The organism is Pseudomonas sp. GW823-FHT02C05 (genome assembly GCF_058797595.1).
Map to the genome: position 1 here is coordinate 380,459 of NZ_JBXAJU010000002.1, position 19,620 is coordinate 400,078.

Annotated in this window: 17 protein-coding genes; 9 read left to right on the forward strand and 8 right to left on the reverse strand. The window is 64.6% G+C overall.

Annotated elements, in window-relative coordinates:
* The first annotated feature begins 138 nt into the window (after positions 1-138).
* The 4 genes from rnc to pdxJ all read left to right on the forward strand — a co-directional run bounded on the left by rnc (position 139) and on the right by pdxJ (position 3,327).
* Positions 139-828: a ribonuclease III gene (gene rnc / locus AC1RGE_RS12735; protein WP_011059421.1), complete on the forward strand. Its 690-nt coding sequence runs from the start codon at positions 139-141 to the stop codon at positions 826-828.
* Positions 821-1,723, forward strand: a complete 903-nt coding sequence (era, locus tag AC1RGE_RS12740; protein WP_019094760.1) for a GTPase Era — start codon at positions 821-823, stop codon at positions 1,721-1,723. Before rnc ends, era begins: the two co-directional genes overlap by 8 nt.
* A 118-nt stretch (positions 1,724-1,841) precedes the next feature.
* Positions 1,842-2,531: a DNA repair protein RecO gene (gene recO, locus AC1RGE_RS12745; RefSeq protein ID WP_011059423.1), complete on the forward strand. Its 690-nt coding sequence runs from the start codon at positions 1,842-1,844 to the stop codon at positions 2,529-2,531.
* A 49-nt stretch (positions 2,532-2,580) separates the two neighbouring features.
* On the forward strand, positions 2,581-3,327 hold the full coding sequence (gene pdxJ, locus AC1RGE_RS12750; RefSeq protein ID WP_011059424.1) for a pyridoxine 5'-phosphate synthase: 747 nt from the start codon (positions 2,581-2,583) through the stop codon (positions 3,325-3,327).
* A gap of 66 nt (positions 3,328-3,393) precedes the next feature.
* On the opposite strand, the gene mltF is transcribed toward pdxJ, so the two are convergent.
* A complete protein-coding gene (gene mltF, locus AC1RGE_RS12755; RefSeq protein ID WP_011059425.1) occupies positions 3,394-4,854 on the reverse strand; it encodes a membrane-bound lytic murein transglycosylase MltF in 1,461 nt (486 codons plus the stop codon).
* 287 nt (positions 4,855-5,141) lie between these two features.
* Here mltF and purL point away from each other — a divergent pair, with 287 nt between their 5' ends.
* Positions 5,142-9,038, forward strand: a complete 3,897-nt coding sequence (gene purL, locus AC1RGE_RS12760; protein WP_011059426.1) for a phosphoribosylformylglycinamidine synthase — start codon at positions 5,142-5,144, stop codon at positions 9,036-9,038.
* Between the two features lie 5 nt (positions 9,039-9,043).
* Positions 9,044-9,355: a YqfO family protein gene (locus AC1RGE_RS12765; RefSeq protein WP_015634269.1), complete on the forward strand. Its 312-nt coding sequence runs from the start codon at positions 9,044-9,046 to the stop codon at positions 9,353-9,355.
* Between the two features lie 123 nt (positions 9,356-9,478).
* Here AC1RGE_RS12765 and nagE read toward each other — a convergent pair whose 3' ends face one another.
* The 7 genes from nagE to AC1RGE_RS12800 all read right to left on the reverse strand — a co-directional run bounded on the left by nagE (position 9,479) and on the right by AC1RGE_RS12800 (position 18,004).
* On the reverse strand, positions 9,479-11,185 hold the full coding sequence (gene nagE / locus AC1RGE_RS12770) for an N-acetylglucosamine-specific PTS transporter subunit IIBC (protein WP_492584395.1): 1,707 nt from the start codon (positions 11,183-11,185) through the stop codon (positions 9,479-9,481).
* Between the two features lie 22 nt (positions 11,186-11,207).
* On the reverse strand, positions 11,208-13,730 hold the full coding sequence (gene ptsP / locus AC1RGE_RS12775; protein ID WP_492584397.1) for a phosphoenolpyruvate--protein phosphotransferase: 2,523 nt from the start codon (positions 13,728-13,730) through the stop codon (positions 11,208-11,210).
* A gap of 26 nt (positions 13,731-13,756) precedes the next feature.
* Positions 13,757-14,779 carry an SIS domain-containing protein gene (locus tag AC1RGE_RS12780; protein WP_103289925.1) on the reverse strand — a complete coding sequence of 341 codons (1,023 nt, stop codon included), beginning with the start codon at positions 14,777-14,779 and terminating at the stop codon, positions 13,757-13,759.
* A complete protein-coding gene (nagA, locus tag AC1RGE_RS12785) occupies positions 14,760-15,866 on the reverse strand; it encodes an N-acetylglucosamine-6-phosphate deacetylase (RefSeq protein ID WP_015634273.1) in 1,107 nt (368 codons plus the stop codon). Before nagA ends, AC1RGE_RS12780 begins: the two co-directional genes overlap by 20 nt.
* 27 nt (positions 15,867-15,893) lie before the next feature.
* Complete coding sequence (locus tag AC1RGE_RS12790; protein WP_011059432.1) at positions 15,894-16,625, reverse strand: GntR family transcriptional regulator; 732 nt, start codon at positions 16,623-16,625, stop codon at positions 15,894-15,896.
* Between the two features lie 275 nt (positions 16,626-16,900).
* Entirely contained in the window at positions 16,901-17,404 is a 504-nt protein-coding gene (locus AC1RGE_RS12795) for a L,D-transpeptidase family protein (RefSeq protein WP_011059433.1), read from the reverse strand.
* Positions 17,405-17,452: 48 nt separating this feature from the next.
* A complete protein-coding gene (locus AC1RGE_RS12800; protein ID WP_492584399.1) occupies positions 17,453-18,004 on the reverse strand; it encodes an NUDIX hydrolase in 552 nt (183 codons plus the stop codon).
* Positions 18,005-18,151: 147 nt separating this feature from the next.
* Here AC1RGE_RS12800 and AC1RGE_RS12805 point away from each other — a divergent pair, with 147 nt between their 5' ends.
* From AC1RGE_RS12805 to AC1RGE_RS12815, 3 genes are read left to right on the forward strand one after another with little or no spacing between them, the layout of a single operon-like run.
* Positions 18,152-18,751 (forward strand): CoA pyrophosphatase, encoded by a 600-nt coding sequence (locus tag AC1RGE_RS12805; protein WP_011059435.1) that lies wholly within the window; start codon positions 18,152-18,154, stop codon positions 18,749-18,751.
* Between the two features lie 56 nt (positions 18,752-18,807).
* Positions 18,808-19,332, forward strand: coding sequence for a gamma carbonic anhydrase family protein (locus tag AC1RGE_RS12810; protein WP_011059436.1), 525 nt, complete (start codon positions 18,808-18,810; stop codon positions 19,330-19,332).
* Complete coding sequence (locus AC1RGE_RS12815; protein ID WP_011059437.1) at positions 19,329-19,544, forward strand: DUF1289 domain-containing protein; 216 nt, start codon at positions 19,329-19,331, stop codon at positions 19,542-19,544. Before AC1RGE_RS12810 ends, AC1RGE_RS12815 begins: the two co-directional genes overlap by 4 nt.
* Positions 19,545-19,620: the final 76 nt, after the last annotated feature.

Genomic DNA, 19,620 nt, shown 5'->3' on the forward strand with positions numbered 1-19,620 from the left:
GTAACAGCCTTATCGCCAGAAGCATGCAGTCAACGATATTCAGGATGTAAATTTGAACACAGCGTTAATTGCCACCCGCACCTCGTGCGCGGCCCCTGGGATGGCGAGTTTCGGCAACGAAACCAGCGTGGGTAAACCGTGAGCGTTTCTTTGAGCCGTCTCGAGCGTCAGCTCGGTTATTCCTTCAAGGACCAGGAGCTGATGCTGCTGGCCCTCACTCACCGCAGCTTTGCCGGGCGCAACAACGAACGCCTGGAGTTTCTCGGTGACGCCATTCTCAACTTCGTTGCCGGCGAGGCGCTGTTCGAGCGCTTTCCCCAGGCCCGCGAAGGCCAGCTCTCGCGTTTGCGCGCGCGTCTGGTGAAAGGTGAAACACTGGCGGTGCTGGCCCGTGGTTTCGACCTGGGCGAGTACCTGCGCCTGGGCTCCGGCGAATTGAAGAGCGGCGGTTTCCGTCGTGAGTCGATCCTTGCCGATGCCCTGGAGGCCCTGATTGGTGCGATCTACCTGGACGCCGGCATGGAGACTGCCCGTGACCGCGTGCTGTCCTGGCTGGCCTCGGAGTTCGAGAGCCTGACCCTGGTGGACACCAACAAGGACCCCAAGACCCGGCTGCAGGAGTTCCTCCAGTCCCGCGCCTGCGAATTGCCACGTTACGAAGTGGTGGATATCCAGGGCGAACCGCATTGCCGGACATTCTTCGTTGAATGTGAAGTCACCTTATTGAATGAAAAAAGCCGAGGTCAGGGTGTGAGCCGCCGTATTGCCGAACAGGTAGCGGCCGCCGCAGCACTGATTGCCCTGGGCGTGGAGAATGGCCATGACTGATTCAACTGCAACACGCTGTGGCTATGTCGCCATCGTCGGCCGCCCCAACGTGGGCAAGTCGACGCTGCTCAACCACATCCTCGGCCAGAAGCTGGCGATCACCTCGCGCAAGCCCCAGACCACTCGTCACAACATGCTCGGGATCAAGACCGAAGGCGCCATCCAGGCGATCTACGTCGATACCCCCGGTATGCACAAGAGCAACGAGAAGGCGCTGAACCGCTACATGAACAAGACCGCTTCGGCGGCGTTGAAAGACGTCGACGTGGTGATCTTCGTGGTCGATCGCACCAAGTGGACCGACGAAGACCAACTGGTGCTGGAGCGTGTGCAGTACGTGCAGGGCCCGGTAATCCTGGCGATCAACAAGACCGATCGCATCGAGGACAAGGCCGAGCTGATGCCGCACCTGACCTGGCTGCAGGAGCAACTGCCGAACGCCGAGATCGTGCCGGTCTCCGCCCAGCAGGGCCACAACCTCGAAGCCCTGGAAGGCCTGATCGCCAAGCACCTGCCGGAGAACGACCACTTCTTCCCGGAAGACCAGATCACCGACCGCAGCAGCCGCTTCCTCGCCGCCGAACTGGTGCGGGAAAAGATCATGCGCCAGCTCGGTGCCGAGCTGCCCTACCAGATCACCGTGGAAATCGAAGAGTTCAAGCAGCAGGGCAAGACCCTGCATATCCATGCCTTGATCCTCGTCGAGCGCGACGGCCAGAAGAAAATCATCATTGGCGACAAGGGTGAGCGGATCAAGCGCATCGGCATGGAGGCGCGCAAGGACATGGAGCTGCTGTTCGATTCCAAGGTCATGCTCAACCTCTGGGTCAAGGTCAAGGGCGGCTGGTCCGACGACGAACGCGCCCTGCGCTCGCTGGGCTACGGCGACCTCTGATGCACTTCGCCGGCAAGCCGGCTCCTGCACCTTCCTGTAGGAGCCGGCTTGCCGGCGAACAGCTGCAACCCCTTCTCCGGACCCGGTTCCCTCTCTTCCCCTGAGATCCCTCGCAACCATGTCCAGCAACGCCCCAGTCGGCCAACTCGCCTACGTCCTGCACAGCCGCGCCTACCGCGAAAGCAGTGCCCTGGTGGATTTTCTTACCCCCCAAGGTCGCCTGCGAGCGGTGCTGCGCAATGCCCGGGGCAAGGCCGGGACCCTGGCGCGGCCCTTCGTGCCCCTGGAGGTCGAGTTTCGCGGCCGTGGCGAACTGAAGAACGTCGGGCGCATGGAAAGTGCCGGCATTGCCGCCTGGCTCAATGGCGAGGCGTTGTTCAGCGGCCTCTATCTGAACGAGCTGTTGATTCGCCTGCTGCCGGCGGAAGATCCCCATCCTGCGGTATTCGACCACTACGCTGCCACGCTGCTGGCCCTGGCCGAAGGCCGTCCCCTGGAGCCTCTGCTGCGGGCCTTTGAGTGGCGCCTGCTGGATGACCTGGGCTACGGCTTTGCCCTGGACAGCGACATCCATGGCGCGCCCATTGCTGCCGACGGCCTGTATCGCTTACAGGTGGATGCCGGGCTGGAGCAGGTGTTCCTGCTGCAGCCGGGGCTGTTCAACGGCACCGAGTTGCTGGCCATGGCCGATGCCGACTGGAGCGCTCCCGGCGCGCTGTCGGCGGCCAAGCGCCTGATGCGCCAGGCCCTGGCGGTGCACCTGGGCGGCCGGCCCCTGGTCAGTCGCGAGTTGTTTCGCAAGCCTTAGTCTCCCCGTATGCTGTGCGCCGAATCTTCATTTATTCAGGAGCGCTTCCGTGACCACCAGCAATCGCATTCTTCTTGGCGTGAACATCGACCACGTTGCCACCCTGCGCCAGGCACGGGGCACCCGTTACCCGGACCCGGTCAAGGCAGCGCTGGACGCGGAAGAGGCGGGCGCCGACGGCATCACCGTGCACCTGCGCGAAGATCGCCGGCATATCCAGGAGCGCGACGTGCTGCTGCTCAAGGATGTGCTGCAGACCCGCATGAACTTCGAAATGGGCGTCACCGAAGAGATGATGGCTTTTGCCGAGCGTATCCGTCCGGCACATATCTGCCTGGTGCCGGAAACCCGCCAGGAGCTGACCACTGAAGGCGGCCTGGATGTGGCGGGGCAGGAGGCGCGGATCAAGGCGGCGGTAGAGCGGCTGTCGAAAATCGGTTCCGAAGTGTCCCTTTTCATCGACGCCGACGAGCGCCAGATCGAGGCCTCCAAGCGGGTCGGCGCGCCGGCCATCGAGTTGCACACCGGGCGTTATGCCGATGCCCAGACGCCCAGTGAAGTGGCCGAGGAGCTGCAGCGTATCGTCGACGGCGTTGCTGTTGGCCTGGCCCAGGGGCTGATCGTCAACGCCGGCCATGGCCTGCATTACCACAACGTCGAGGCGGTGGCGGCGATCAAGGGCATCAACGAGCTGAACATCGGCCATGCCCTGGTGGCACACGCTCTGTTTGTCGGTTTCAAAGGTGCGGTGGCTGAGATGAAGGCCTTGATCCTGGCGGCTGCGGCCAAGGCCTGAATCGCCTTCGCCGGCCAGCCGGCTCCTGCACAACCTGCGTAGGAGCTGGCTGGCCGGCGAATGCTTTTAAAGCGGCGGATTCTCTTCCGGCGGCTTGGTCTTGTTGACCCCGGGTACGTGCAGGTTGCCTTCGGCAACCTGGTCGCCTTCCAGCTGCGGCTGGGTCACCCAGGTGAGAATGTCGTAGTAGCGACGGATGTTGGCGACGAAATGCACGGGCTCGCCGCCCCGGGCATAGCCGTAGCGGGTCTTGCTGTACCACTGCTTCTGCGACAGGCGCGGCAGCATCTTCTTCACATCCAGCCACTTGTTCGGGTTCAGGCCTTCTTTCTCGGCCAGCTTGCGCGCATCGTCCAGGTGGCCGGTGCCGACGTTATAGGCGGCCAGGGCGAACCAGGTGCGGTCCGGTTCCTCGATCTTGTCGTCCAGCTGTTCCTTGATATAGGCCAGGTACTTGGCCCCGCCGCTGATGCTCTGCTTGGGGTCCAGGCGGTTGGAAACGCCCATGGCCTGGGCGGTGTTCTGGGTCAGCATCATCAGCCCGCGCACCCCGGTCTTGGAGGTGACCTCGGCCTGCCACATCGATTCCTGATAGCCCACCGCCGCCAGCAGGCGCCAGTCGAGCTTTTCCTGCTTGGCCGACGCCTTGAAGTGCTTCTCGTACTTGGGCAGGCGTTGCTGCAGGTGCTGGGCAAAGGTGTAGGCGCCGACATAGCCGAGCACGTCCACGTGGCCGTAGTAGCGGTCCTTCAGGCGTTGCAGGGTGCCGTTCTTCTCGACCTTGTCGAGGAAACTGTTGATCTCGTTGAGCAGGCTGTTGTCGTCGCCTGCGGCCACGGCCCAGCTCTGGCTGCGGGCGTCGCCCAGGTCAAAGGCCACTCGCACATTGGGGAAGTAGACCTGGTTCATCGCCAGTTCGTTGGAGTCCACCAGGGTCAGGTCGATCTGCCCTTCGTCCACCATGCGCAGCAGGTCCACCACTTCCACGGCGTCCGACTCTTCGTATTCGATGCCGGGGTACTTGAGCTTGAGTTCCGCCAGTTGTTCGGCGTGGGTGCTGCCCTTGAGCACCATGATGTGCTTGCCCACCAGGTCTTGCGCGGTGGTGGGGCGGGAACGGCCATTGCGATAGATGACCTGGGGCGTGACTTCCAGATAGGGGTGGGAGAACCGCACCTGCTGCTTGCGCTGCTCGCTGCTCACCAGGCCGGCGGCGGCCAGTACCGGGCCCTTGGGCTGGCCCAGCTGGTCGAATAGGTCGTCGAGGTTGTCGGCGGTCTCGATCTTGAGCTCCACCCCCAGATCATCGGCAAAGCGTTTCACCAGCTCGTATTCGAAGCCGGTTTCACCGTTGCGATCCTGAAAGTAGGTGGCAGGGCTGTTACGGGTGACCACCCGCAGCACACCATCCTCCTTTACGCGCTCGAGCGTGCTGGGTTTCTCAACACAGGCGCCGAGCATCAGGAAGAGTCCGGTAACGATGAGCCACTTGGCGCAGCGCGGACGTAAAGCCATAGGGGAAAACATTGGCGCAGTATACGCAAAGGATAACGGCCGCCATATCTCGACAGCGAAGGGCTTGTCTGCTAGCGATGGTCGAGCCGGGCTGAAGGCCTCAGGAATGGGGCCTGGGCGCTGAATGTGACGTTTAAAATAACCACCGGCAATGACCCTGATGAGGCTTTGTTATAGGGGGCTGGCCCCGGGCCGACGTCCGGAGGCGCCCGGGGGTTGCGTTTCGAGTGCCGATGCCAGCGGTTTACGTTAGAATGCACGGCCTCAAAGCACACCCCCTTCCCGAGGCTGTCCCGAAGATGTTGATCCTGCGCGGCGCTCCTGCCCTTTCTGCCTTTCGCCACAGCAAACTCCTTGAGCAACTGAGCCAGAAAGTACCGGCTGTCAGTGGCTTGTATGCTGAATTCGCTCACTTCGCCGAAGTCACCGGCGTCCTGACCGGCGACGAACAGCAGGTGCTTGCGCGCCTTCTGAAGTACGGCCCCAGCGTTCCGGTACAAGAGCCGACCGGCCGTCTGTTCCTGGTCCTGCCACGTTTCGGCACCATTTCGCCGTGGTCGAGCAAGGCCAGCGACATCGCCCGCAACTGTGGCCTGGCGAAGATCCAGCGCCTGGAGCGCGGCATCGCCTTCTATGTGGCCGGTGAGTTCAGCGAGGCCGAGGCCCAACTGATCGCCGACGCCCTGCACGACCGCATGACCCAGATCGTGGTGGCCAACCTGGAACAGGCCGCCGGCCTGTTCAGCCACGCCGAACCCAAGCCGCTGACCGCCATCGACATCCTCGGCGGTGGCCGGGCTGCGCTGGAGCAGGCCAACAGCGAGCTGGGCCTGGCCCTGGCCGAAGACGAAATCGATTACCTGATGAACGCCTTCCAGGGCCTCAAGCGTAATCCCCACGACATCGAACTGATGATGTTCGCCCAGGCCAACTCCGAGCACTGCCGCCACAAGATCTTCAACGCCAGTTGGGATATCGACGGCCAGAGCCAGGAAAAAAGCCTGTTCGGCATGATCAAGAACACCTATCAGATGCACAACGAAGGTGTGCTCTCCGCCTATAAGGACAACGCCGCGGTCATCGTCGGTTCGGTTGCCGGGCGTTTCTATCCGAACCCTGAGACCCGCCAGTACGGTGCGGTACAGGAGCCGGTGCACATCCTGATGAAGGTCGAGACCCACAACCACCCGACCGCCATCGCGCCGTTCCCGGGGGCCTCCACCGGTTCCGGCGGCGAAATCCGCGACGAAGGCGCCACCGGGCGGGGCGCCAAGCCCAAGGCCGGCCTCACCGGTTTCACCGTGTCCAACCTGCAGATCCCGGGCTTCGAACAGCCGTGGGAAGTGCCGTACGGCAAGCCTGAGCGCATCGTCACCGCCCTCGACATCATGATCGAAGGCCCACTGGGTGGCGCGGCGTTCAACAACGAATTCGGCCGTCCGGCCCTGACCGGTTATTTCCGCACCTTCGAGCAATCCATTACCACGCCTCGTGGCGATGAAGTTCGCGGTTACCACAAGCCGATCATGCTGGCAGGCGGCATGGGCAACATCCGTGACGAGCACGTGCAGAAAGGCGAGATCACCGTCGGCTCCAAGCTGATCGTGCTCGGCGGCCCCGCGATGCTCATCGGCCTGGGCGGCGGCGCCGCTTCCTCCATGGCCACCGGCACCAGCTCGGCGGACCTGGATTTTGCTTCGGTACAGCGTGAAAACCCTGAGATGGAACGCCGTTGCCAGGAAGTCATCGACCGTTGCTGGCAACTGGGGGATAACAACCCCATCAGCTTCATCCACGACGTGGGCGCCGGTGGCCTGTCCAACGCCTTCCCGGAACTGGTCAACGATGGCGGCCGTGGCGGTCGCTTCGAACTGCGCAACATCCCCAACGACGAGCCGGGCATGGCCCCGCACGAAATCTGGTCCAACGAATCCCAGGAGCGTTATGTCCTGGCGGTAGGCGCTGCGGATTTCGAACGTTTCAAGGCCATCTGCGAGCGTGAGCGCTGCCCGTTCGCGGTGGTCGGCGAAGCCACTGCCGAACCACAGTTGACCGTGACCGACAGCCACTTCGGCAACAGCCCGGTGGACATGCCGCTGGAAGTGCTGCTGGGCAAGGCCCCGCGCATGCACCGTTCGGCCGTACGGGAAAACGAGTTGGGTGACGATTTCGATCCAAGCACCCTGGATATCGCCGAGAGCATCGAGCGCGTCCTGCACCACCCGGCCGTGGCCAGCAAGAGCTTCCTGATCACCATCGGCGACCGCACCATCACCGGCCTCGTGGCCCGCGACCAGATGGTCGGCCCATGGCAGGTGCCGGTGGCCGACGTGGCCGTGACCGCCACCAGCTTCGACGTCTACACCGGTGAGGCCATGGCCATGGGCGAGCGCACACCGCTGGCCCTGCTGGATGCCCCGGCGTCCGGCCGCATGGCGATCGGCGAGACCCTGACCAACATCGCGGCCTCGCGCATCAACAAGATCAGCGACATCAAGCTCTCCGCCAACTGGATGTCCGCAGCCGGCCACCCGGGCGAAGACGCGCGCCTGTACGACACCGTCAAGGCAGTGGGCATGGAGCTGTGCCCAGAGCTGGGCATCACCATCCCGGTGGGCAAGGACTCCATGTCCATGGCCACCCGCTGGAACGAAGAGGGCGTGGACAAGAGCGTCACCTCGCCGCTGTCGCTGATCGTCACTGGCTTCGCACCCGTAGCGGACATTCGCCAGACCCTGACCCCGCAACTGCGCATGGACAAGGGCACCACCGACCTGATCCTGATCGACCTCGGTCGCGGGCAGAACCGCATGGGCGCCTCGATCCTCGCCCAGACCCACGGCAAGCTCGGCAGCCAGGCACCGGACGTGGATGATGCGGAAGACCTCAAGGCCTTCTTCGCGGTGATCCAGGGCCTCAACGCCGACGGTCACCTGCTGGCCTACCACGACCGTTCCGATGGCGGCCTGCTGGTCAGCGCCGTGGAAATGGCCTTCGCCGGCCATTGCGGCCTGAACCTGAGCCTCGACGCCGTGGCGGAAAACACCGCCGAAATCGCCGCCATCCTGTTCAACGAAGAGCTGGGGGCGGTGATCCAGGTGCGCCAGGACGCTACTCCGGACGTGCTGGCCCAGTTCAGCGCCGCCGGCCTGGGCGATTGCGTGGCCGTGATCGGCCAGCCGATCAACAACGGTGAAGTGAGCATCTCCTACAACGGCGAAAGCGTGTTCACCGGCCAGCGCCGCCTGCTGCAGCGTCAGTGGGCAGAAACCAGCTACCAGATCCAGCGCCTGCGGGACAACGCCGACTGCGCCGAGCAGGAATTCGACGTGGTACTGGAAGAAGACAACCCGGGCCTGAGCGTCAAGCTGGGCTTCGACGTCAACCAGGACATCGCCGCGCCTTACATCAAGAAAGGCGTGCGTCCACAGGTGGCGGTACTGCGTGAGCAGGGCGTCAACGGCCAGGTGGAAATGGCAGCGGCCTTTGACCGCGCCGGCTTCAACGCCATCGACGTGCACATGAGCGATATCCTCGCCGGTCGTGTCGACCTCAACGACTTCAAGGGCATGGTTGCCTGCGGCGGCTTCTCCTACGGCGACGTACTGGGCGCCGGTGAAGGCTGGGCCAAGTCGGCGCTGTTCAACAGCCGCGCCCGCGACGCCTTCCAGGGCTTCTTCGAACGTACCGACAGCTTCACCCTGGGTGTGTGCAACGGTTGCCAGATGATGTCCAACCTGCACGAGCTGATTCCGGGCAGCGAGTTCTGGCCGCACTTCGTGCGCAACCGCTCCGAGCAGTTCGAAGCCCGGGTGGCCATGGTCCAGGTGCAGGAGTCGAACTCGATCTTCCTGCAGGGCATGGCCGGTTCGCGGATGCCGATCGCCATCGCCCACGGTGAAGGCCATGCGGAGTTCGAAAGCGAAGAGGCATTGCTGGAAGCGGACCTGTCCGGTTGCGTGGCCCTGCGTTTCGTCGACAACCACGGCAAGGTTACCGAGCGTTACCCGGCCAACCCCAACGGTTCGCCGCGCGGGATCACCGGCCTCACCAGCCGCGACGGCCGCGTCACCATCATGATGCCGCACCCTGAGCGGGTGTTCCGTGCCGTGCAGAACTCCTGGCGCCCGGATGAGTGGAACGAAGATGGGGCGTGGATGCGCATGTTCCGTAACGCTCGGGTCTGGGTGAACTGAGGCTGATGTACAAGCTCAGCTTCTTCGTGCCTCCCAGCCATGTGGAGTCGGTCAAGAGCGCTGTGTTCGCCGCGGGCGGCGGACGCATCGGCGCCTATGACCAGTGCGCCTGGCAGGTGCTCGGCCAGGGCCAGTTTCGCCCGTTGGACGGCAGCCAGCCGTTTCTCGGGCAGACCGGCCAGGTGGAGCGGGTGGAGGAGTGGAAGGTCGAGCTGGTGGTGGCCGACGAACTGATTCGCGACGTGGTACTGGCCCTCAAGCAGAGCCATCCCTACGAAACGCCGGCTTATGAAGTCTGGCGCCTCGAAGCGTTCTGAGGTTATCCACAGACACAAAGCCCGCTGAACCGGCAACGGTCAGCGGGCTTTTTTGTGGGCCTTCGCCGGCCAGCCGGCTCCTACAGGAGCCTTGCAGGAGCCGGCTGGCCGGCGAAAGTGTCTTCAAGCACCTGCGCCGACCTCTCGGTGCAGCAAGCCCGCCAGCGCCACCTGCAAGCCCCCGGCCTTTTCGCCAATCAGCACGTGCCAGACGTCCCCCTCCATGCGCCGCATGCCCTGGCAGCCCAGCCCCTTGAGCGCCGGCTCCGACAGGCTGCGGCTATTGTTCACTCGCACTCGCAACCGGGTCAGCGCCACACAGTCCATCTGCAGCAGGTTGTCCCGACCGCCCAGGGCGTTGAGCCACTGCTGGGCTTCGTGGATGGAAATGTCGACCTGCGGGGGTTCTTCAACAGGCGCCTGTGCCACCGCAGCCCTGGCCGAAACGGGTGACGCCAGGCGGATCTCGTCGGCGATGCTGTCTGCCAGCGGCCCCACCACCACCTGCAAGCTGCCGCCCTTGCCGGGGCGCACCACGGCCATGGCGCCCAGGGCCTTGAGCTCGCTGTCCGAAGCCAGGTTGCGGTCTGCCAGCTCCAGGCGCAGGCGCGTGGTGCAGGCACCGACGGTAAGCAGGTTGCCGGCGCCACCCAGGGCCTTGATGTAGGCTGCGGCGCGCTGGTCGACGCTCAGTTCAGTCTTTTCGCTGGAGGGGCTGTCTTCACGGCCCGGGGTCTTGAGGTTGAAGCGACGGATGCAGAAATCGAACACCAGGTAGTACACCACCGCGTACAGCAGGCCCACCGGAAACACCTTCCAGCCGTTGGTGGAGCGGCCCCAGCCCAGGGCCATGTCGATGGCGCCGCCGGAAAAGGTAAAGCCCAGGTGGATGTTCAGCAGGTTGGTCAGGGCCATGGCCAGCCCGGTGAGCAGGGCATGCACCAGGTACAGCAGGGGGGCAAGGAACATGAAGGCGAATTCGATCGGCTCGGTGACCCCGGTCAGGAAGGATGTCAGGGCCATGGACAGGAAGATCCCGCCCATTACCTTGCGCCGTTCCGGCGGTGTGTTGCGGTACATCGCCAGGCAGGCGGCGGGCAGGCCGAACAGCATCATCGGGAACATCCCGGTCATGAACTGGCCGCCCTTGGGGTCGCCGGCAAAGTAGCGGGTCAGGTCGCCGGTGACCACGGCGCCGGTGCTCGGGTCGGTGAAGCTGCCGAAGATGAACCAGGCCATGTTGTTGAGGATGTGGTGCAGGCCGGTGACGATCAGCAGCCGGTTGAACACGCCGAAGACAAAGGCGCCGAAGCTGCCGCTCTCCAGCAGCAACTGGCCGAAGCTGTTGATGCCGTGCTGGATCGGCGGCCAGATCAGGCCGAACGCCACCCCCAGGCCCACGGCGGTGAAACCGGTGGCGATGGGCACGAAGCGCCGGCCGCCGAAAAACGCCAGGTACTCCGGCAGCTTGATGTCCTTGAAGCGGTTGTACAGCGCGCCGGCCATCAGCCCGCTGATGATCCCGGCGAGCATGCCCATGTTGATGCTGGCGTCCAGCACCTTGAGGGTCGAGATCATTACCAGGTAGCCAATGGCCCCGGCCAGCCCGGCGGTGCCATTGTTGTCCTTGGCAAAGCCGACGGCGATACCGATGGCGAAGATCAGCGCCAGGTTGCCGAAGATCGACTGCCCGGCATCGTGGATGATCGCGATGTTCAGCAGGTCGGTGTCGCCCAGGCGCAGCAGCAGACCGGCGATGGGCAAGATGGCGATGGGCAGCATCAGCGCCCGGCCGAGGCGTTGCAGGCCCTCGATGAAATACTGGTACATGGCGTCTCTCCTGGAGTTCTTGTTATGAGTGCAGAGGCCAAAGCCGTTCGCAGGCCTGACGGACTGCGGCGGCACCGGGCAGGTTGAGCAGCGGCTGGCTGAGCTGGCGGCACTGGCTGGCGTCCAGCTGGCGCACCCGGTCCTTGATCTCGCCCACCTGTGGCGGGCTGACCGACAGCTCGCTGACGCCCAGGCCAATGAGTACTGGTGTGGCCAGGGGATCGGAGGCCAGGGCGCCACAGACCCCGACCCAGCGACCATGGCGCTGGGCGCCGGCACAGGTCTGGGCGATCAGCCGCAGCAGGGCGGGGTGCAGGGCGTCGACCCGTGCCGCCAGCCCGGCGTGATCACGGTCCATGGCCAGGGTGTACTGGGACAGGTCGTTGGTGCCGATGGACAGGAAGTCGGCGTGTTCGGCCAGTTGCTCGGCCATCAGGGCGGCGGCGGGGACTTCGATCATGACCCCCAGTTCCGGGCGCTGGCTCAGGCCCAGTTCGGCAGCGAATAGGTCCAGGCGCTGGCGAATGTGCAGCAGCTCGGCGACTTCGGTGACCATCGGCAGCATCACCCGGCAGCGTTGCACGGGGCTGACCTGGAGCAGCGCCCGCAGTTGTTGGTCCAGCAGTTCAGGGCGCGCCTGGGCCAGGCGGATGCCGCGCAGCCCAAGTACCGGGTTGGCTTCCACCGGCAGGGGCAGGTAATCCAGCTGTTTGTCGCCGCCGACGTCGATGGTGCGAATGATCACCGGCTTGTCGCCCATGGCGTTGAGCACTGCCTGATAGGCCTGGCGCTGTTCTTCTTGATCGGGGGCGGTCTGGCGGTCAACGAAGAGAAACTCGGTGCGCAGCAGGCCGACGCCGTCGGCGCCACCCTGGTGGGCGTCCCGGGCTTCATCGCCGGACGCCACATTGGCCGCCACCTCGATCTGCTGGCCGTCCTGGGTCAGGGCGGGCTCATGGGCTTTTTGCTGTTGCAGCGCATGGCGCTGGCGCTGGGTTTCACCGGCCTGTTGCACCTGTGCGATGCGCTGCGGGTCGGGCTCCAGTTCCAGGCGCCCGCCGTTGGCATCCAGCACCACCTGGCGGCCACTGTCGATGCGCAGCACTTGCGGGCCCAGGGCCACCAGGCAAGGCAGGCCCTTGCCCCGGGCAAGGATCGCCACGTGGGAAGTGGCACCGCCGGCGGCCATGCACAGCCCGGCCACGCCCTGGGCGCTGAGTTGCAGAAGGTCGGAAGGGGTCAACTCCTCGGCGGCAACGATCGCCCCGGCTGGCAGGTCGTAGTGCCAGGCCTCCCCCAGCAGGGCGCGCAGAACGCGCTGCTGCAGGTCCCGCAGGTCGTTGGCGCGTTCAGCCAGCAGCGTACTGCCCAATTGCTGCAGGATCTGGCATTGCTCGGTAATCGCCGCGCTCCAGGCATGGGTGGCGGCGCGGCCCTGGGCAATGGAGGCTTCGGCGGCGTCCAGCAGGGTCGGGTCTTCGAGCAGCGCCAGGTGGGCGCTGAAGATGTCCTGTTCCTGCTGGTCGCGGCGTTGCCGGGCCTGCTCCAGGGTGTGGCGGATTTCCCCGCGCACCTGGTCCAGCGCGGTGCTCAATGCTTGCCGTTGAGGCTCGGGTGCATGCTGGCCATGATCCTCCGCCAGGACCATGGCGTTGAGCCGTACCAGGGGGCCGTATACCAGGCCCGGCGCGGCGCAGACGCCCGGCAGCACGCCATCTTCCACGGGGCCTTGGGCGGCCGGGGCCGGTACCGGGGTTTCGCCATGGGCATCTGCGGCCATCGCGGTGCCGAGGGTCTGCAGCATCGCCTGCAGGGCATCCTGGCAATCGTCGCCCTGGCAACTGACCAGCACTTCTTCCTGTTCACCGATGCCCAGGCTCATCAGGGCGATCAGGCTGGTGCAGGGGGCGCTCTTGTCCTTGAAGGTCAACTGCGAATGGCTGTTGAAGCTCAGGGCGGTCTGGCGCACCAGGGCGGCGGGGCGGGCATGCAGGCCGCCGCGATGGGCGACCTTGATCCGGGCGCTGGCCTGCTGCCCGGATTGCTCTTGCGTAAGCGGCTGCGGGCCAGCGTTGGCGCGCCGGCTGATGTGCAGCAATGGCTCGCCCACCTGGACTGTCGACAGGGTCAGCGGGCGCAGGTCGAAACCCTCGCCATTGGTCAGGATCAGCAGGCTGATCAGGCTTCGGCAATGCTGTGCCACGTGGTCCAGATCAACCCGCAGCAAGGGCTGGCCGGCACGCACCTGCTGGCCTTCCTTCACCAGCAGGGCAAACCCCTCGCCCTGCAGTTCGACAGTGTCCAGGCCCAGGTGCAGCAGCAGTTCGGCCCCATTGGCGGCGCGCAGGGTGATTGCGTGCCCGGTACGTGCGACCTGGATCACCTGGCCGGCGCAGGGCGCATGCAGGGTGTCGTTGAGGGGATCGATGGCGATGCCGTCGCCCATGGCACCGCTGGCGAACACCGGGTCGGGCACGCTGCGTAGTGCTAGCACTGGCCCGCTTAACGGGGCACCGAGCGTCAGTTCGTTATTGTTGTTGTGCATGGCGCAGTACTCGTTGGCGATGGGGCTTAGTGAGTGCGGGTCACTTTGCTCAGGTGGCGCGGTTGGTCGGGGTCCATGCTGCGGGCTTGGGCGAGGCCGGCGGCCATGACGTAGAAACTCTGGATCGCCAGGATCGGGTCGAGTGCCGGGTGTTCGGCACGACTCAGGGTCAGGTCCCGTTCACCGATGTCGTCCGGAGCGGCCAGCAGCACCTTGGCGCCGCGCTGGCGCATGTCGGCGGCCAGGCTCAGCAGGCCGCCCTGCTCGGCGCCGCGGGGGGCGAACACCAGCAGCGGATAGTCGTGGTCGATCAGCGCCATGGGGCCGTGGCGGACTTCGGCACTGCTGAAGGCTTCGGCCTGGATGGCCGAGGTTTCCTTGAGCTTGAGCGCGGCTTCCTGGGCAATGGCGAATCCCGCCCCGCGGCCGATCACCATCAGGCGCTGGCAATCGCGCAGCGCATTGACGGCCAGGCTCCAATCCTGGGTCGCGGCCTGGCGCAGGCCTTCGGGCAGGGCCAGGCCGGCTTCGAGCAAGCGTCCGTCATCATTCCAGTGGCCGATCAGTCGCGCGCTGGCACTGAGGGTGGCAATAAAGCTCTTGGTGGCGGCCACGCTCTGCTCGGCGCCGGCGTGCAACGGCAGGAAGAATTCGCTGGCCGCTTCCAGCGGGCTGTTTTCCGCGTTGACCATGGCCACGCTGAGGGCCCCGCGCTTGCGCAGCAGGCGCACGCTGTTTACCAGGTCCGGGCTTTGCCCCGATTGCGAAAAGGCGAACACCGCCTGGCCGCTGACCCGCAGGGGCGCCTGCTGCATGGTCACCACCGACATCGGCAGCGAGGCCACGGGAATACCCACTTGCTGCATGGTCAGGTAGGCGAAGTAGCTGGCGGCGTGGTCGGAGCTGCCCCGGGCCACGGTCATCGCCACTTGTGGCGGCTGGCGGCGCAGGCGGCCGGCGACCTCGATCAGCGCCGGGTCCAGGTGCTGCAACTGGTTGCTCGCGGCCAGGTGCGAGGACAGCGCCTCTTCAAGCATTTTTGAAGTCAATGTCTTCTCCTTCGACCATGACGGCGGTCAGTGTGAGTGCCCGGTCCAGGCGCACGCTGTCGGCCCAGCTGCCAGGTTGCAGGCGGCCGCGTTCAGGGATGCCGAGGTAGTCGGCGGGAAATTGAGATAGGCGCTGCGATGCTTCGGCCAGGGGCAGGCCGATCTTCACCAGATTGCGCAGGGCCTGGTCCATGGTCAGGGTGCTGCCGGCCAGCGTGCCGTCGGCCAGGCGCACACCACCCAGGCACTTGGTCACGGTGTGGCTGCCCAGCTTGTATTCACCGTCGGGCATGCCGGCAGCTGCGGTGGAGTCGGTAACGCAGTACAGGCATGGGATCGAGCGCAGGGCCACGCGCATGGCACCGGGGTGCACGTGCAGCAGGTCCGGGATCAGCTCGGCGTACTGGGCGTGGGCCAGGGCCGCGCCGACGATCCCCGGCTCACGGTGATGCAGCGGGCTCATGGCGTTGTACAGGTGGGTGAAACTGGTGGCGCCAGCGGCGAGGGCCGCCACGCCTTCCTCGTAGCTGCCCAGGGTGTGGCCGATCTGCATGCGCACGCCGCGGGCGCTGAGTTCGCGGATCAGGCCGTCGTGGCCGGCGACTTCCGGGGCGATGGTGATCACGCGGATCGGCGCCAGCGCCAGGTACTGCTCCACTTCCGCCAGCAGTGCGGTGTGGGCGAAGTTGGGCTGGGCGCCAAGTTTGCCGGGGTTGATGTAGGGGCCTTCCAGGTGCACGCCGAGCACTCGGGCGCAGCCTTTGGGGCGCTGTTCGGCATAGCTGCCCAGTTGCTCCAGGACCTGGCGGATTTCCTCGCTGGGGGCCGTCATGGTGGTGGCCAGCAACGAGGTGGTGCCGAAGCGCACATGGGTGCGGGTGATGGTCTGGAAGGCATCGCGGCCTTGCATGATGTCCTTGCCGCCGCCGCCGTGCACATGCAGGTCGATAAAGCCGGGCAGCAGGTAGGGCAGGTCGTTGTCCGCCGGATTGCAGGGGCTGCCTTCGATGGCGATCACCTTGCCGTCCTGATGCAGCAGACGGCCGCGGACCCAGCCTTGGGGCGTGAGGATATTGTCTTCGGACATGGCGTTTCTCTGGCTCCGGAAGCGGGTTCAGCGTCGCAGTTCAGCGACGAAGTCGTAGTAGTCGTTGCGGCAGTAGGTGTCGGTGACCTCGATCGGCGTGTTGTCTTCCAGGTAGCCGACCCGGGTCATCAGCAACATGGCGGTGCCGGGGGCGATGCCCACCAGGGCGGCGAATTCGTCCGAGGCATTGATCGCCTGGATGTGCTGCAGCGCCCGCACCACGGGCTTGCCGATGCCATCGAGGTATTCATAGAGCGAATCCCCGACCGCTTCCGGCTGGGCGATGATGCTGGCCGGCAGGGTGCTCATCTCGATGGCCATCACTGTGTCATCGGCTTTGCGCAGGCGCTTGAGCCGCGCCACCTTGTCGTTGGGCGACAGGCCGAGGCGGATCAGTTCTTCATGGGTGGGCGGGGTGAGGGTGCGTTCCAGCCATTGGGAGCCGGGCACGAAACCCTTCAGGCGCAGCATTTCGCTGAAGCCGGAGAGCCGCGACAGCGGTTGCTCCAGGCGCGGGGTGATGAAGGTCCCCGAGCCCTGGCTGCGGCGGATCAAGCCCTGTTCGAAGAGCACTTCCAGGGCCTTGCGCGCGGTGACCCGGGAGATCCCCAGCAATTCGCTGAGGTTGCGTTCCGACGGCAGTGCCTGCTCGGCTTTCCACTGGCCGGCATGGATTGCCGCTTCCAGGTTGCGAGCCAGTTGCAGGTACAGCGGAGTGGGTTGGGAGTCGTCGGGGCGCAGGGCCAGGAGGTGATTCATCTGTAGGTTTTCCGATGCGGTTATTAGGTTGTTGTCGCCCGGTAGTGCCGAAAAACTAATACCACTTAGATACCATGTCAACGCCACTGGTCTGCTGGAGGTGGCGTAAATCCAGCGTTTGCGGGGTGATTTGAAGGGTAAATGATTAAAGTGGTATTAGGCAGGTCTGACTGCCATCGCCATGGCGTCGAGTGGCGACCCCTTGCGGGTCGCCAAGTGGTATGGGCGCAGTGGAAGAGCTGGCGGGGGTAAAAATATTTTTTGCGGAAGGGAAATTAAGGGCGGATCTCGATCATGGTGCCGTCCTTGACCAGGCCCCAGACCTCGCGCATGTCGACGTTGCGCATGGCGATGCACCCGTCTGTCCAGTCCAGGGTGTGGAAATACTGCTCCGGGAATTCTTCGGTGTCCGGGGTGCCGTGGATCATGATCATGCCGCCCGGGTCCACCCCTTCGCGCCGCGAGCGGGCGGCATCGGTGATGTTCGGATAGGAGATGTGCATGGCCAGGTTGTAGCGGTCGCTGGTCTTGCGCCAGTCGAGCCAGTAGAGGCCTTCAGGGGTGCGCTTGTCGCCCTCCATGAGCTTGGGACCCTTGGGTTTCTTGCCCAGGGAGATGCGATAGGTCTTCAGTGGCTTGCCACCGTTGATCAGTTGCAGTTGATGGGCGGACTTGAGCACCAGGACCTTTTCGATGACCTTGCCGTCCAGGGTTTCCACGGTGGAGGCCTGGCACACAGCAACGACGGAACAGCACAGCAGGGCAAGCAACCAGCGCATTGACACGATATCCCCAGGCGCACACAGATCCCGTGCACGTTTTATTGTTTAACTGATGGCAGGCTGAGAGAGCGGCGGAATGGATTCGGAGCGCACTTCAAAGGCTGCGGCCCGCCGGTCAGCGAAGAAGCATTCTAAGGTACGGCCGACGGTGCGGAAAGCCAGCTCGGACCAAGGGATATCGGCTTCGTCGAACAACTGCACTTCCAGGCTCTCGGGGCCGGCGGTAAAGTCCAGGTCGGCGAGCTCCGCGCGAAAGAACACATGCACCTGGCTGATGTGCGGCACGTCGATCAGGGTGTAGATGCTCAGGCCGCGCACCCGGGCGCAGGCCTCCTCGTAGGTTTCGCGAATGGCCGCCTGTTCGATGGTCTCGCCGTTTTCCATGAAGCCTGCGGGCAGGGTCCAGTAGCCCAGGCGCGGCTCGATGGCGCGACGGCACAGCAGCACCTTGCCCTCCCAGGTGGCAAGGCAGCCGGCGACGATATTGGGGTTCTGGTAATGGATGGTCTGGCAGTGGTCGCAGACATAGCGCAGGCGCGAATCGCCTTCGGGAATGCGCTGGGTCACCGGGTTGCCGCACTGGCTGCAAAATTTCATGTGGGGTATCCGAAAAGGCTGGGGCTATCTTGGCGCGCCAGCCCCGTTGTCGGCAAGTTGTCGTTAAGCGACATGCCCGGGGGCGGGGGTTGGGCCGAAGATTGGATTGGTGCATGATGCACGGTAGCCAACAGATCGAGATGCCTCATGCTGGACGAGCTACTTCATCGGGTAAGCCACTACACGCCGCGTACGCTGGAGACCGACCGACGTTTTCCCGAGGCTGCGGTGCTGGTGCCCATCACCCGCAGCGAAGAACCGGAACTGGTATTGACCTTGCGTGCCAGCGGGCTGTCGACCCATGGCGGCGAGGTGGCTTTCCCTGGTGGCCGACGCGATCCGGAAGACCCGGACCTGATCTTTACCGCGCTGCGCGAGGCCAAGGAGGAAATCGGCCTGCCGCCGGGGCTGGTGGAGGTCATCGGGCCTTTGAGCCCGCTGATTTCCCTGCACGGAATCAAGGTCACGCCTTACGTCGGGGTGATTCCCGACTATGTCGAATACCAGGCCAATGACGCCGAGATCGCCGCCGTTTTCAGCGTGCCCCTGGAGTTCTTTCGCCAGGACCCCCGTGAACATACCCATCGCATCGATTACCAGGGGCGCAGCTGGTACGTCCCCAGCTACCGCTTTGGCGAGTACAAGATCTGGGGCCTGACCGCGATCATGATCGTCGAGCTGGTCAACCTGTTGTACGACGCCGGAATCAGCCTGCATCGCCCGCCGAAAAACTATATCGATACCTGAAGCCATCACTTCGCATGGCATAAACCCGCGGCTGCCTGAGCCATGAGGACAATAAGATGAAATACCGCCTGGGCGACGCCCGAGTCGAGACCCATCCACAGAGCTGGGTTGCCCCGAATGCCACGCTGGTGGGCAAGGTCAAATTGGAGGAGGGAGCCAGCGTCTGGTTCAACGCCGTGCTGCGCGGGGACAACGAACTGATCCTGATCGGCAAGCACAGCAACGTCCAGGATGGCACGGTGATGCACACCGACATGGGCTTTCCCCTGACCATCGGTACCGGCGTGACCATCGGCCACAACGCCATGCTGCACGGCTGCACCGTGGGCGACTACAGCCTGATCGGCATCAACGCGGTGATCCTCAATGGCGCGAAGATCGGCAAGAACTGCATCATCGGCGCCAACTCGCTGATCGGCGAGGGCAAGGAAATCCCCGACGGTTCGCTGGTCATGGGCTCGCCAGGCAAGGTGGTACGGGAGTTGACCGAGCCGCAGAAGAAAATGCTCGAAGCCAGCGCCGCGCACTACGTTCATAATGCCCAGCGTTATGCCCGAGACCTGGTTGAGCAAGAACAATGACAGCCCCTGAAAGACCCGTCGCTTCGCCCTGCGTGAGCATCTGTGCCCTGGACGAGCAGGATATCTGCACCGGTTGCCAGCGCACGGTGGACGAGATCACCCGCTGGAGCCGCATGGACAACGCCGAGCGGCGTGCGGTCCTGGCCCTGTGCCATGAGCGGGCCAAGTCCAGCGGCTTGCTGTGGATGATCGGCTCCAGCTCGGCAAGTTGATCCGCTCGTTTCGCCAGCAAGCCGGCTCCTGCAATCTTGTGCAGGTGCCAGCGTGCTGGCGAAAGGGCTTCTTGGC

What these genes read in the sequence shown, in the direction of transcription:
- era (WP_019094760.1), top strand. Translation starts at nt 821, where the DNA reads ATGACTGATTCAACTGCAACACGCTGTGGCTATGTCGCCATCGTCGGC.
- recO (WP_011059423.1), top strand. Translation starts at nt 1,842, where the DNA reads ATGTCCAGCAACGCCCCAGTCGGCCAACTCGCCTACGTCCTGCACAGC.
- mltF (WP_011059425.1), bottom strand. Translation starts at nt 4,854, where the DNA reads ATGTTTTCCCCTATGGCTTTACGTCCGCGCTGCGCCAAGTGGCTCATC.
- purL (WP_011059426.1), top strand. Translation starts at nt 5,142, where the DNA reads ATGTTGATCCTGCGCGGCGCTCCTGCCCTTTCTGCCTTTCGCCACAGC.
- AC1RGE_RS12765 (WP_015634269.1), top strand. Translation starts at nt 9,044, where the DNA reads ATGTACAAGCTCAGCTTCTTCGTGCCTCCCAGCCATGTGGAGTCGGTC.
- nagE (WP_492584395.1), bottom strand. Translation starts at nt 11,185, where the DNA reads ATGTACCAGTATTTCATCGAGGGCCTGCAACGCCTCGGCCGGGCGCTG.
- ptsP (WP_492584397.1), bottom strand. Translation starts at nt 13,730, where the DNA reads ATGCACAACAACAATAACGAACTGACGCTCGGTGCCCCGTTAAGCGGG.
- nagA (WP_015634273.1), bottom strand. Translation starts at nt 15,866, where the DNA reads ATGTCCGAAGACAATATCCTCACGCCCCAAGGCTGGGTCCGCGGCCGT.
- AC1RGE_RS12790 (WP_011059432.1), bottom strand. Translation starts at nt 16,625, where the DNA reads ATGAATCACCTCCTGGCCCTGCGCCCCGACGACTCCCAACCCACTCCG.
- AC1RGE_RS12795 (WP_011059433.1), bottom strand. Translation starts at nt 17,404, where the DNA reads ATGCGCTGGTTGCTTGCCCTGCTGTGCTGTTCCGTCGTTGCTGTGTGC.
- AC1RGE_RS12800 (WP_492584399.1), bottom strand. Translation starts at nt 18,004, where the DNA reads ATGAAATTTTGCAGCCAGTGCGGCAACCCGGTGACCCAGCGCATTCCC.
- AC1RGE_RS12805 (WP_011059435.1), top strand. Translation starts at nt 18,152, where the DNA reads ATGCTGGACGAGCTACTTCATCGGGTAAGCCACTACACGCCGCGTACG.
- AC1RGE_RS12810 (WP_011059436.1), top strand. Translation starts at nt 18,808, where the DNA reads ATGAAATACCGCCTGGGCGACGCCCGAGTCGAGACCCATCCACAGAGC.
- AC1RGE_RS12815 (WP_011059437.1), top strand. Translation starts at nt 19,329, where the DNA reads ATGACAGCCCCTGAAAGACCCGTCGCTTCGCCCTGCGTGAGCATCTGT.